This window comes from Vibrio sp. R12-SG2-ISO1 (assembly GCF_059834045.1).
In genome coordinates this window covers 149,803-163,048 of the sequence record NZ_JCBDGO010000001.1, presented here as the reverse complement: position 1 = coordinate 163,048, position 13,246 = coordinate 149,803, and the positions used below count along the sequence as shown (strand labels likewise).

General features: G+C 49.8%; 10 protein-coding genes. 8 read left to right on the top strand and 2 right to left on the bottom strand.

All coding sequences use genetic code 11. The features are described 5' to 3' along the window. Nucleotides 1–117 precede the first annotated feature (117 nt). The 4 genes from AC6R10_RS00700 to AC6R10_RS00685 are packed head-to-tail and all read left to right on the top strand — an operon-like array spanning nucleotide 118 to nucleotide 5,986. Nucleotides 118–1,149 carry an efflux RND transporter periplasmic adaptor subunit gene (locus AC6R10_RS00700; protein ID WP_334550738.1) on the top strand — a complete coding sequence of 344 codons (1,032 nt, stop codon included), beginning with the start codon at nucleotides 118–120 and terminating at the stop codon, nucleotides 1,147–1,149. Further along, nucleotides 1,149–2,243 carry an efflux RND transporter periplasmic adaptor subunit gene (locus AC6R10_RS00695; RefSeq protein ID WP_500626892.1) on the top strand — a complete coding sequence of 365 codons (1,095 nt, stop codon included), beginning with the start codon at nucleotides 1,149–1,151 and terminating at the stop codon, nucleotides 2,241–2,243. Before AC6R10_RS00700 ends, AC6R10_RS00695 begins: the two co-directional genes overlap by 1 nt. Further along, the gene (locus tag AC6R10_RS00690) at nucleotides 2,230–5,379 is read left to right on the top strand and encodes an efflux RND transporter permease subunit (RefSeq protein WP_500627933.1); all 3,150 of its coding nucleotides are present in this window, start codon (nucleotides 2,230–2,232) and stop codon (nucleotides 5,377–5,379) included. The genes AC6R10_RS00695 and AC6R10_RS00690 overlap by 14 nt, the downstream gene beginning before the upstream one ends. Nucleotides 5,380–5,413: 34 nt before the next feature. Then, nucleotides 5,414–5,986: a DNA-3-methyladenine glycosylase I gene (locus AC6R10_RS00685; RefSeq protein WP_500671191.1), complete on the top strand. Its 573-nt coding sequence runs from the start codon at nucleotides 5,414–5,416 to the stop codon at nucleotides 5,984–5,986. Nucleotides 5,987–6,163: 177 nt separating this feature from the next. On the opposite strand, the gene AC6R10_RS00680 is transcribed toward AC6R10_RS00685, so the two are convergent. Then, nucleotides 6,164–8,146, bottom strand: a complete 1,983-nt coding sequence (locus AC6R10_RS00680) for a TonB-dependent receptor domain-containing protein (RefSeq protein ID WP_500671190.1) — start codon at nucleotides 8,144–8,146, stop codon at nucleotides 6,164–6,166. Nucleotides 8,147–8,288: 142 nt separating this feature from the next. Beyond that, a complete protein-coding gene (locus AC6R10_RS00675) occupies nucleotides 8,289–9,254 on the bottom strand; it encodes a LysR family transcriptional regulator (RefSeq protein ID WP_500671189.1) in 966 nt (321 codons plus the stop codon). Nucleotides 9,255–9,524: 270 nt separating this feature from the next. On the opposite strand from AC6R10_RS00675, the gene AC6R10_RS00670 reads away from it, so the two are divergent. The 4 genes from AC6R10_RS00670 to AC6R10_RS00655 all read left to right on the top strand — a co-directional run bounded on the left by AC6R10_RS00670 (nucleotide 9,525) and on the right by AC6R10_RS00655 (nucleotide 13,174). Continuing rightward, on the top strand, nucleotides 9,525–10,433 hold the full coding sequence (locus AC6R10_RS00670; RefSeq protein WP_500626889.1) for a siderophore ABC transporter substrate-binding protein: 909 nt from the start codon (nucleotides 9,525–9,527) through the stop codon (nucleotides 10,431–10,433). Between the two features lie 69 nt (nucleotides 10,434–10,502). Next, nucleotides 10,503–11,459, top strand: coding sequence for an ABC transporter permease (locus AC6R10_RS00665; protein ID WP_334551469.1), 957 nt, complete (start codon nucleotides 10,503–10,505; stop codon nucleotides 11,457–11,459). Next, nucleotides 11,452–12,402 (top strand): iron chelate uptake ABC transporter family permease subunit, encoded by a 951-nt coding sequence (locus AC6R10_RS00660; protein ID WP_500626887.1) that lies wholly within the window; start codon nucleotides 11,452–11,454, stop codon nucleotides 12,400–12,402. The genes AC6R10_RS00665 and AC6R10_RS00660 overlap by 8 nt, the downstream gene beginning before the upstream one ends. A gap of 10 nt (nucleotides 12,403–12,412) precedes the next feature. Beyond that, nucleotides 12,413–13,174, top strand: a complete 762-nt coding sequence (locus AC6R10_RS00655; RefSeq protein ID WP_487902069.1) for an iron ABC transporter ATP-binding protein — start codon at nucleotides 12,413–12,415, stop codon at nucleotides 13,172–13,174. Nucleotides 13,175–13,246 lie beyond the last annotated feature (72 nt).

Here is a 13,246-nt window from a genome sequence, read left to right as displayed (position 1 = left end):
AAATCCCTAATTTTCATAATAATTTATTATCCCTGTTATGGAAGCGCGCATCGCTATCATCTATCTTTATCAATAGTTGGATTGAATAGATGAATAGCGAACAATGGAACTGTGACTATGCGAACTTCCTTAACGCTCTTGGTGGGCGCAGCGCTGATTAGTGGCTGCGGAAAAGAGCCTGCCCCTGTCCCTGAGCCAGACTCTCGTCCGGCGAAATTATTTACCGTCTCGGTTGGCAACACGCAATTTGAACGTCAATTCCCGGCAGTCTCTGAAGCCGGAGATCGCGCCGTTCTTGCGTTTCGCGTGCCTGGGCAGCTGCAAACCATTGACGTGCGTGAGGGGCAAAATGTCACGCGTGGTCAAGTGTTAGCTACCCTAAATCCCGATGAATATGCATTACTCGCCGAGCAAGCCAACGCGCAGTTCACACTGGCTGACGTGCAATATCGCCGCTATAAAAAACTGCGTGAAGATAAAGTCGTTTCCGAGCAAGATTTCGACCAAGCGCAAGCCAATCACAATTCGGCAAAAGCACAGCTTGATCAAGCCAACGCGAATTTGGGCTACACACGCTTACTTGCGCCTTATGATGGTACCATCTCGTTGATCCCCGCTGAAAATTTTGAATATGTTGCTGCTAAGCAAGCAGTGATGAACATTCAAACCAATCAATTAATGAAAGTGGTGTTCCAACTGCCAGACTACCTACTCAATCATTTTGCGCGAGGGGCACAATCCCAAGCCGTCATGACCTTTGACGCCTTTCCTGAGTACCAATATTCGCTGAGCTTTCAAGAGTTAGATACGGAAGCGGACCCCAAAACCGGATCGTACAAAGTGACCATGATTATGGAGCGCCCAACGGATGTCGGGATTTTGCCTGGCATGGCTGGCATTGTCAGTGTCACCGCTGGCAGCGGTGAAGCGACAACCATCCCGAAATCAGCGCTGCTTGAACAAGACGGTGTCACTTATGTATGGCGAGTCGATGACCAAGGTTTAGTGGAAAAAGCACCAGTGACATTGGATGAGCGCCGTTATGTGGTGTCGGGGCTCAGTGATGGCGACCAGATAGTCACCTCTGGGGTGAACAGCATGACTGCAGGTATCAAAGTGCGTGAATGGATTAAAGAGCGGGGGTTGTGATGAACAGAATATGGACCACATCGGTCGCCTTGCTGTGCACCAGCGTATTGTTTGGCTGTGAAAGAGAAGCGGACTACCTGGATTTTGGCTTGCCTAAAGTTAAAGTGGCGAGCGTAGGCAGCGAGTTCAGCGGTGATAGCCTCTTTTTCCCTGCGGTGGCCAATGCGGCTGAGCGTGCTCATCTTAGTTTTCGTGTCGCCGGCGAAATTAGCCAATTGAATGTGAAAGAAGGGGATAAAGTCGCAAAAGGCGACGTCATCGCCGTGCTTGACCCAACCGACTACCAGCTGGATGTCGACAACGCCAGTGCCAAATACACCGTGGTTGACAGTCAATATCGCCGCTCAAAACCTTTGGTGGATAAAGGGCTGTTAGCGAAGTCTCAGTTTGATGAAATTGCCGCCAACCGCCAAATAGCGCTCGCAGAACTTCAACTGGCCAAGTTGCGGCTCTCGTTTACCCAATTATTAGCCCCCGTCGATGGGGTGATTTCACGTGTCGCAGTGGATCAGTTCGAAAACATTCAAGTGGGTCAGCAAGTGGTGAACATTCACAGCTTAGACAACGTCGAAGTGGTGATTCAATTGCCAGACAGACTCTACGCCCGCCAACCAGAGCAAGCCAAACTGGAAAAAATCGATGCGGTGGTTCGTGTGCCTAGTGGCAACGAATATTCAGCAACCATCAAGGCGTTCACCACTGAGCCCGATCCCTCAACGGGCACTTTCACCGTGACCTTATCAATGCCCATGCCAGAAGAGGAGTACATTTTGGACGGCATGGCGGTCGAAGTGACCTCACGTGGGGAAAACGCAGGCTTGAATTTATCAGCAGGGGTACAAGTACCGATTGAAGCGATATTTAATGCCGATGGCGACGCACTGGCGCGCAGCGAAACCTTCATCTGGCGTCTAGACGATGACGGCACGGTTAGCAAGCAAGCCGTGGTGACCGGCAAGGCGACCAAAACATCGGTGCAGATTCTTGAGGGCCTGGAAGCGGGTCAACAAGTCGTAATCGCAGGGCTCGGGAAATTGACACAGGGAATGCAAGTTGAAGTCATCGCCAAGGAGGCGCAGCATGACGAACTCTAATCAAACGCCACGCGCAGACGACGACATTACAGGCATCGCCGCGTACTTTATTCGTAATCGAGTCATCAGTTGGATGATTTCACTGATCTTTTTGATTGGTGGAGCGGCGGCGTTCTTTGGTTTGGGCCGTTTGGAAGACCCTGCCTTTACCATCAAAGATGCTATGGTCGTCACTTCCTATCCCGGTGCCACACCGCAGCAAGTGGAAGAAGAGGTGACTTACCCACTAGAAAAGGCGATTCAGCAACTGACCTATGTCGATGAAGTGAACTCAATTTCCAGTCGAGGTTTATCGCAAATCACCGTCACCATGAAAAACAACTACGGGCCGGATGATCTGCCGCAAATTTGGGACGAGTTGCGCCGTAAAGTCAACGACCTCAAAGGCTCGCTGCCACCTGGGGTAAATGATCCACAAGTGATTGATGACTTTGGTGATGTGTATGGCATTTTGCTCGCCGTCACCGGAGATGGGTACAGTTACAAAGAGCTGCTTGATTACGTCGACTATCTGCGTCGAGAGCTGGAACTGATAGACGGTGTCAGCAAAGTCTCGGTGAGTGGTCAGCAACAAGAGCAAGTCTTTATCGAAATTTCCATGAAGCGCCTCAGTAGCCTCGGGTTATCACCGAGCACGGTGTTTAATTTGCTTTCGACACAAAATGTGGTCTCGGATGCCGGTGCGGTGCGAATTGGCAGCGAATACATTCGCATTCAGCCGACGGGTGAGTTTCAAAATGTCGACCAGTTGGGCGACTTGATTTTGACCGAATCGGGCGCACAAGGGCTTATCTATCTACGGGACGTCGCCGAGATTACGCGCGGATACATCGAAGTCCCAAGCAACATTATTACCTTTAACGGCCATTTGGCGCTCAACCTCGGCGTCTCTTTCGCGCAAGGGGTGAACGTGGTCGAAGTGGGGCTGCGTTTTGATCGCCGTTTGGCTGAGCTGAAATATCAGCAGCCTGTAGGCGTCGAGATTGCAGAAATCTACAGCCAGCCGAAGGAAGTTGACAAGTCAGTGAGTGGCTTTGTGGTCAGCTTGGGCCAAGCGGTCGCGATTGTGATTGTGGTGCTACTGTTTTTCATGGGCTTACGCTCCGGGCTCTTGATTGGTCTTATATTGCTGCTGACCGTGTTAGGTACCTTTATTTTTATGAAGTACTTTGCGATCGATTTGCAGCGCATCTCGCTTGGCGCCCTAGTTATCGCACTTGGTATGCTGGTGGACAACGCGATTGTGGTGGTGGAAGGGATACTGATTGGCACGCAAAAAGGGCGCACCCGCCTGCAAGCCGCGACGGATATCGTCACGCAAACCAAATGGCCGCTGCTCGGTGCGACGGTGATTGCGGTTACTGCGTTTGCGCCTATTGGGCTGTCTGAAGACTCGACCGGTGAGTATTGCGGTACCTTGTTTACCGTGTTGCTTATCTCGTTAATGCTCAGTTGGTTTACCGCGATTTCGATCACGCCGTTTTTTGCTGACATCTTCTTTAAAGGGCAAAAAAACGCCGCGGGCAGTGAGGATGCCGATCCCTACAATGGGATTATCTTTGTCGTCTATCGACGCTTTTTGCAGCTGTGTATGCGTCAAGCTTGGCTTACCGTCATCGTCTTGGTTGTGGGGTTGGCCGCCAGTGTGTATGGCTTTGGCTTTGTTAAGCAGGCGTTTTTCCCTTCATCGACCACGCCCATGTTTCAGGCGGATATTTGGTTGCCTGAAGGGACGGACATTCGCGCGACCAACACTAAGCTCAAAGCGTTAGAGAGTTGGATCACTCAACAAGATGGCGTCGAGCATGTCACCACGACCGCCGGAAAAGGCTTGCAGCGCTTTATGCTCACGTATGCTCCGGAGAAAAGCTACGCGGCTTATGGGGAGATCACCACGCGAGTCACCAGCTATGAATCTTTGGATGCCCTGATGGTGAAATTTCGCGCCCACGTTGAGCAGCAATTTCCAGAAGTCAATTACAAGCTGAAAAAGATTGAGCTTGGCCCAGGCGGAGGCGCAAAAATTGAGGCGCGTCTGATTGGCTCCGACCCAACGGTGCTGCGTTCGCTCGCCGCAGAGGTGCAGGCCATCATGCGTGACGATCCTGGCGCGACCAACATCCGTCATGACTGGCGTGAGCGCACTAAGGTTTTAGAGCCCAAGTTTAACGAAAGCCAAGCGCGACGTTACGGCATCACAAAATCCGATGTTGACGATTTTCTCTCGATGTCGTTCTCTGGGCTCTCCATCGGTGTGTACCGAGATGGGACGACCTTGATGCCAATTGTCGCAAGACTGCCCGAGGAAGAGCGGGTGGATATTCGCAACATCGAAGGGATGAAGATATGGAGCCCAGCACTGAGCGAATTTATTCCTTTGCAGCAAGTCACGCTTGGTTATGACATGCGCTGGGAAGACCCGATTATTGTGCGTAAAAACCGCAAACGTATGTTGACCGTCATGGCTGACCCAGACTTGCTCGGCGAAGAAACAGCGGCCACTCTGCAAAGTCGCTTACAAACCAAGATAGAAGCGCTCGAGTTCCCGCCGGGGTATTCGCTCGAATGGGGCGGGGAGTATGAGTCATCCGCCGATGCGCAAGCATCTCTATTTACTACGATGCCGATGGGCTATTTGTTCATGTTCTTGATCACTGTGTTCTTGTTCAACTCCATCAAAGAGCCGATCATCGTCTGGTGTACCGTGCCATTGGCCCTGATTGGCGTCACCAGTGGCCTGTTGCTGCTGGATACACCGTTTGGTTTCATGGCGCTACTCGGCTTTTTGAGTCTGTCTGGCATGGTATTGAAAAACGGCATTGTGCTGCTGGATCAGATCGAGATAGAGATGAAACTGGGTAAAGATCCCTACGTCGCCGTGGTGGATGCGGCGCTGAGTCGTGTACGTCCGGTGTGTATGGCGGCGATTACTACCATTTTAGGTATGATACCGCTGCTACCGGACATCTTCTTTAAACCGATGGCCGTGACCATTATGTTTGGTCTTGGGTTTGCCACCGTGCTGACGTTGATTGTGGTACCCGTGTTGTATCGCCTATTCCACTCAGTACGTGTGCCGAATGGTCGAGAGCCAAGTGACCCTTCAGCACTGGGTATGCAAGAGGCGACTCAGTAACTCGCAGTTGTAACAACCAAGAAAAGGAGAGCGCATGCAACGGTGCCGTTGGGTGGATGAATCAAAGCCAGATTACGTGGCTTATCATGACAATGAATGGGGCGTGCCTGTCCATGATGATAAGGTGTTGTTTGAATTTTTAATCCTCGAGTCCGCGCAGGCAGGGTTGAGTTGGTACACCATCTTAAAGCGTCGCGAGGGTTATCGCCGTGCGTTTGCTGGCTTTGACCCGCAGAAGGTCGCACAGTTTGATGCCAAAAAGGTTGAAGAACTGATGCAAGACGCCAGCATTATCCGCCACCGGCCGAAAATAGAAGCAGCAATTAACAACGCTCAGCGCTTTCTTGAGGTGCAAAAGGAATTTGGCTCATTCAGTGCGTTTATTTGGGGATACGTCCAAGGGGTGCCCGTCGATAATCGCAGTGAAGAGCGTCTCCCTGTGGCCACCACGCCATTGTCTGATCAACTGTCTAAAGAGATGAAAAAGCGTGGATTTAAGTTCTTGGGAAGTACGACGCTTTATGCGTATCTGCAAGCGGTTGGGGTAGTCTTCGATCATGATTTGGACTGTTTCTGCCGAGAGAAAACCACGATTCAACACGCATAAGCCAAGTGAACTCAGTAACGTACAAAAGTGAACGGAGTAACGTAAATAAGCAAAGGGGCTATCAAGCCCCTTTATCGTATCGGTATACTTTTAACGTTTCGCTTGTTGCTCCGCACGATGAAACTTTGGTGTGCAATTCGAGCTAGCAACAATCACTCAACACGATCACTCAAGGGATCAGAAGTTGGCCGTCAGTCCTACGTACCAAGAGCGAGGGTCGACGCTATAACCGCGCTGCGTCACGTCCAAATCATCATATTGTTCATCGGTGAGGTTACGCACGCCAGCTCGGAGGCGCCAATCTTGCTGGAAGTGATAATTCATACCTAAATCGACGGTGGTCACCGCTGGGCGTGTGATGTCATCGCTCACGCTTAGTGTCGTATCGCCAATGTAATTCACACGAGCAAAGGTATCCAACCAGTCGGTCGCGTACCAAGTAAGTCGAGCGTTGGCTTTGTGTTCAGGTCGGTTCTCCAAGGTTTCACCGGTCTCTTTGTTTTCAGTATCGAGATAGGTGTAGGCGGCGTTCAATTCCAAGCTTTCAGTGAGGTTAACGTGGCCAGACAGCTCAATCCCCTGAGTCATCGCTTTATTGATGTTCCAGTAGGTGTAAATCGGTTGGCCATCGGGACCCGTGCCGACTTCACTGCCATCGGACAGATCTCGATCAATCAGGTTCTTAATATCATTTCTAAATACACTCGCTTCGACGCCCCAATCTTGCTCATTATAAATCGCGGAAACCTCATAGCTGACGCTGGTTTCTGGCTTCAAGTTCGGGTTACCACTGATTTGGCAACTGCCCTTACAGCTATTGATGATGTTTTCCGGAGAAGTTTGCAATAGCGAAGGCGCGTTAAACGCTGAGCCCACACCCCCTTTTAGGGTCAACTTGTCGGTGACGGTATTGACTAAGTAAGCACGTGGGCTCCAGTGACTGCCATAGCTTTCATGAAAGTCCAAGCGAGTGCCGTATGTGAGGGTGTATGCCTCACCAAGTGCCCATTGGTCTTGCACGAAGAGCGCTTGTTCGTGCGCGTCTGCTTTACCGGTAACCGTCAAACTTTCCGGATTATCGAGTTCGGCGTAGCTCCATTCGCCGCCCATGGTTAGGGTGTGGTTGGCGATAAAGGTCGTAGCGTGACCGTAAAGCTGTTGATTGGTCTCAATGACATCGTTGACCGCCGTGTCCGTATCGGCCGCGTCTTCACTGGTGACGGAATCACGGTTGTACCTAAGCTGAGCATCACCCCAACTGAAGGCGCCATTGTAGGTGAGCGCTTGCATGTCGCGCTTGATGGTCGCGTCTGATTCGGTTAATCCTGAGGTAGATTCAATCACGCCTTGACGATCGTCATCATTGAATGCGAAATCGAAAGCGAGGTCATGATTGGGGTTGATGTACCATTGAAGGTTACCGCTCATGGCCAAGGTTTCACGCTCTTCTAGTGTTGTTGCATCTGCACGATCATACTCGCCACTGCGGCCGGAAGCGGTGCCATCGAAAGCGTGGTATGCGTCACGGCCACTTTTATTGATGGACAACGCGAGATAGAGTTCGTCGTCAATCAAAGCCCCCGAGGTGTTAAAGCCAACACTGTATTCGCCGCCCTTGTCATCATCTCGGTAGGCATAATCGGTGTTGATTTGAGATTGCCAGTCGTTAGTTAGTTGCTTAGTGATGACATTGATGACGCCGCCAAGGGCCTCTGAGCCATACAGTGCAGACATAGGTCCACGTATCACTTCAATTCTTTCAATGCTTTCTTTAGGAATGGTCGCTAAATCGAAGTCGTTACCGCGGAAAATAGCGTTAGAAGAGCTGAGTTTTCTGCCGTTAAGCAGGATCATGGTGAACTTGGTGTCCATACCACGAATTGAGATCTTTTTACGGCCTGCACGGCCACCGTCCATTTGGCTCTCGACGCCAGCGACGTACTGAACCAAATCATTCAATGCGAGAGAAGGCTCGGCGATGATTTGCTCTTGGGTGATCACCGAGACTGAAGCGGGCGCTTTCGCCAGCGTGGTTTCAGTGCGCGTGGCAGTGATCACCATTTGTTCATCAAATTTTTCCGTTTCTTCGCCACTGGCCGCAAAAGTAGGGAGAGAAGACGCGACAAGTAGAGCGATGGGGGTTAACGTGAAACGATTCATGGAATGCACTTTTATCCTTAATGTAATTACCAATGAGAATGGTTCGCATTACATATGCATGAGTAATAAAGTGCAATCAAAGTTTCATACGATTTTTACATGCTCGCTATTCAACTAATGAATAACCTGTGCGTTTTTTATTCTATTTCGTTTGCTCTTCATGCCGCTTAGCGACGTTTTCTTGCTCGTGATGATAGTGCTCACGAAATAGGTCACGTACCCAGACACACATGGGATCCAAGTGGTAGCGCTTGTGCCAATACAAGTAGATGTTTTGGTATGAGGACTTGATGGCATCGGGCACTTCACGAGTCACTAAGCGCTTACCGGCCGCGACCTCCTCGGCGAACGGGGTAGGAAGATGAAAGATCAGATCCGTTTCCTGAGCGACATTGGCGGCAGCGTTAAAGTTGGTCAACATCACTGGTGTAGAGAGTTTTTCGTTTTTGGCCAGTAAGCCCAGCTCTCTAAATCGGGGCTCGATGGAGAGTGTTTTACCACCCTGGATGGAGATTTGACCGAAATGGGCGTGGCGAAGGTCATCCACTGTGATAGGGCGCTTCGCCAATTCATGATCTTCGCTCATCAGCAGCCGGAAGTCACGGGAACGGATGAACATGCGATACAGGTTTTGCTCGCTGTTGCTCGGTTCGATGGTTGAAAGAACAAAATGGACGTTACCTTCATTGAGCGCATCAAAATGACGTTTTGGCACCGTATCCAAATCGACAATCAGATTCGGCGCTAAGCGGCGAATACGACGTAGAATCGGTGGCAGTAACCAGTTGATTTGCGGAACCAATCCGAAAAACCGCACCGTTTGTTCCGACTCGTGTGGGATAAATTGTCCGCCATTGACAAAGCGTTCTAGTCGCTGGAGTAACCCGTCAAGCTCTTGCTGCAACTGAGTCGCTTTGGAGGTAAGTTCGTAGCCTTGGGACGTGCGAACCAGTAACTCATCGTTAAACAGTACGCGCAATTTGTTCAATGCGCGGCTGACGCTGGGTTGGCTCATATGGAGGGTCAGTGCGGTATTGGAGACGTGTTTTTCCTCCAGCAGGTGTTTCAAAATCACCAGAAAGTTTAAGTCAACCTTATCTAAATTCATTTTCTGCATAACCAGTATGGAAACTATCCTATTGACGGATTGATATTAGCTGATATTCTCAACCATAATCAAGAATCATTCTTGTTACCATTTGCGATATGGCCATTTAGCAGCCAACTATTGGTGAGAAGAATGATTCAATATTTGAATATGGAACAACACCTTAAACGTGGTGATGTCGTGAATCCTCAGTGATACATCCTGTCATTGAGTGTGGTTAGGTAAAGGTGGAACCTCCTTATGGCAAGGCTTAAGGCTTTTTCTTTAAACATGGTATTTTCTTGGAACATCGTACTGGGTTGTGCAGTTGCGCTGGCAAGTACATGGGCAAGTGCGAAAACAATCGAACACAATTTGGGTAGCATTGAGATTGAAGGTCAGCCCAAACGCGTGGTGGTGCTTAGTTACGGCGCGTTGGATTTGCTCGATGAGTTGAATGTTGAAGTGGTGGGTGTGGTGAAGCAACTGATCCCAGAGCACCTTAGTCAATACCAAGCGGAGCAATATGCGTCGCTGGGCAGTTTGAAAGAACCAAATTTTGAAGCCATTTACATGGCGAAACCGGATTTGATCATTGCTGAAGGGCGCCAAGCGGAAATGTACTCTGCTTTGTCAGACATCGCGCCGACCTATATGTACCAAATTGACAGTGCGGATTACTGGACAACGACGCAGCATCACTGGCGTGTGATGGGGGATGTGTTTGGTCAATCCGAGCGTGTAGAGCAGATGATCGCAGACGTGCAAGCGCAGTTTGATGCCGTCGCGAAGAAAGCGCAGTCTGGTGAGTTCAGCGCGCTGACCGTGATGAACAATGGCAATCGCATTTCTATGTTTGGTCGTCAAAGTCGTTTCTCGATTGTGTATGACGAGTTTGGTTTCCATACCAACGAAAGCAAAAATGTCGAGACCGTCGCTGCGACACACGGCAACTTGATCTCCTTTGAATACATCGCTGACGCCAAACCGGATGTGATGTTTATCCTTGATAGACAACAGGCGATTGGCGCGGGCAATAATGTCTCTAAACAGCTGTTTGATAATGCTTTGGTCAACAACACACCGGCCGCCCAGCACGACCGCATTGTGTTTTTGGACCCTGCTGCGTGGTACTTGACCGCAGGGGGATACCACTCAACGCAAACCATGGTGGCCGACGTCGAAAAAGTGTTCCACTGAGCCTCTGACGTTTAAATTTTATCATTGAGACAGCGACGGATGGTGTCGGCCATACGTCTACCTTATGTAATGAATAACAAAATTCTCTTCGCAATACTTGGTTTGTGCACACTGAGTATTGCTTCTTTATTTGTGGGTGTGGCGACGATCAATTTGTCGTCTCTGATGGCTGGTGACAGTCACACGCTCGACATCATTGTGACCAGTCGGCTGCCAAGGCTGTTGGCGATAGGGCTTGCGGGTGCAGGGCTTAGTGTGGCGGGTTTGATCATGCAGCAGATAGTTCAAAACCGCTTTGCGGCTCCGTCGACCACGGGCACGGTTGACTGCGCTATGCTCGGCTACATTATCGGATTAGTGCTGTTCTCCGAGGCGCAAAGCTGGCTGCATCTCACCATCATTATGAGCTTTGCTCTGCTTGGAACGCTGATCTTTGTCCGTTTTATTCAAAAGCTGAAATTTAAGAACGCTATGCTGGTGCCATTGATTGGGATCATGTACGGCAATGTCGTCTCCTCAATGACCACTTTTATTGCTTACAAATACGATTTGGTGCAAACCCTAGGCTCATGGACAGTGGCCAATTTCGCCTCCGTTCTCAAAGGCAATTATGAAGTGCTCTATCTTGCTGTCCCGACGTCGATTTTGGCCTATCTCTACGCGAGTCGGTTTAGCGCGGCGAGCATTGGGGAGAGCTTTGCGAGAAATATCGGTCTCAACTATCAACGAATCGTCACTGTGGGCGTACTGCTGGTGGCGGTGTTGTCCTCTTCTGTGGTGATGATCGTCGGTGTGATTCCCTTTCTAGGTTTGATTGTACCGAATGTGGTGTCACTGTTTATGGGCGATAACATGCGCCGAAATCTACCCTGGACAGCGTATTGGGGTGTGTTGCTTGTGCTGATCTGTGATGTGCTAGGACGAGTGATCATTTTCCCTTATGAGGTACCGATTTCGATGATCATCAGCATCCTAGGCGGAGCCATTTTCGTGACACTGATTCTAAGGGATAAGAGCAATGCGTAATGGCGTAAAAATGGCGTTGCTGACGGCCTTGTCACTGCTGTTTATCGGTTACTTTTTGGGGAAAGGGCTGACCGTCGACAACTATCAGTTTTTCTTGTCGCGTCGCATCCCTAAAGTGCTGGCGATTGTGATTGCGGCGGTGGCGATTGCCTCATCGTCTTTGGTGTTTCAGACCATCACCAACAATCGAATCCTCACCCCCAGTATTCTCGGCTTCGACTCGCTGTATGTGATGATTCAGGTCTTGCTGGTGGTGACGTTGGGCAGTATGAGTGTGTGGGTGGTGAACAGCGGCATCAACTTTTTGCTCTCCACGTCGATTATGTTGTTGCTCGCCATGACGCTGTTTGGCTTTTACTTCAAAAAGGCGCAGCGAAACCTGTTTACCTTGCTGCTGATTGGCGTGGTGTTGAGCAGTCTATTTAGCAGCGTCACCGGCTTCTTCACTATGATTGTCGATCCCGATGAATTTATCATGATTCAGGGGTCTATGTTCGCGAGTTTTAATAACATCAACGGTGACTTGGTCTACTGGAGTCTGTTGCCTCTCTCTTTGAGCGCGGCGTACCTCTTTTATCTCTCTCCACAGTTGGACGTTTTTTGGCTTGGAGAGGCGAACGCGAAAAGTCTCGGTGTCGATACCCAAAAGCTGACGATGAGGGTGATGTTTGCCATCACCATTTTGGTTTCCATTTCCACAGTGTTGGTCGGTCCGGTGCTGTTTTTTGGTCTGATAGTGGTGGCACTGACGCGCGAGTTGTTTCGCGCCTATCAGCATCGAGTGTTACTGGTTGGTGCCAGTTTGCTGTCGATTGTCATGTTGGTAGGTGGGCAGTGGATGGTTGAGAACCTATTAGATTTTCAAACCACGATTAGTGTCATCATCAACTTTGTCGGTGGTGCCTATTTCTTAATGTTGTTGAGCAGAGAAAAACTCAGTTAAGGCGAGCAAAATGATTACCATCCGTGGATTAAGTAAACAATACGACGAACAGTATGTGGTCAACAATGCTGATGCTTTGTTCCCTCTCGGGGAGGTGACGAGCATTATCGGCCCAAATGGGGCGGGAAAAAGTACGCTTCTTGCTATGGCGAGCCGCTTGACGGACAGTGATGCTGGAACGGTTGTGATTGGCGACAAGCCACTCAATCAATGGGAAACCCAGGAGCTTGCTAAGCATCTTGCGGTGCTGCGCCAATCCAACAACATTAATATGCGATTTACGGTGCGTGAGTTGGTCGCCTTTGGCCGTTTCCCCTACTCACAAGGACGCTTGACCAAAGCGGATCAGTCGGTCATTGACGATGCGTTGGCGCAATTGGAGATCACTGATATTCAAGATCGTTTTATCGATCAGTTGTCAGGCGGGCAACGCCAGATGGCGTTCATCGCTATGGTCGTTGCTCAAGATACCGACTACGTATTTTTAGACGAGCCACTGAACAACCTCGACATCAAACACTCGGTCGATATGATGCAGTCATTGAAGCGTCTCGCGCATAAAAATAACAAAGCGATTGTGATTGTGATTCACGATATCAATTTCGCTTCCTGCTATTCGGATAACATTATTGCGATGAAAAAGGGGCATGTGGTGAAAAGCGGCCCAACGCAGGAAGTGATTCAAGAGTCGGTATTAAGTGATATTTACGAGCTGCCTTTCACGATTCGTGAAGTCGATGGCAATCGTATTTGTATGTATTATCAAGGATGACACTCTGAGTGAATCACTCTCGCTGCATCATCCATAAAACAAAAGCGCCTTCGTGGCGCTTTTGTCATATTG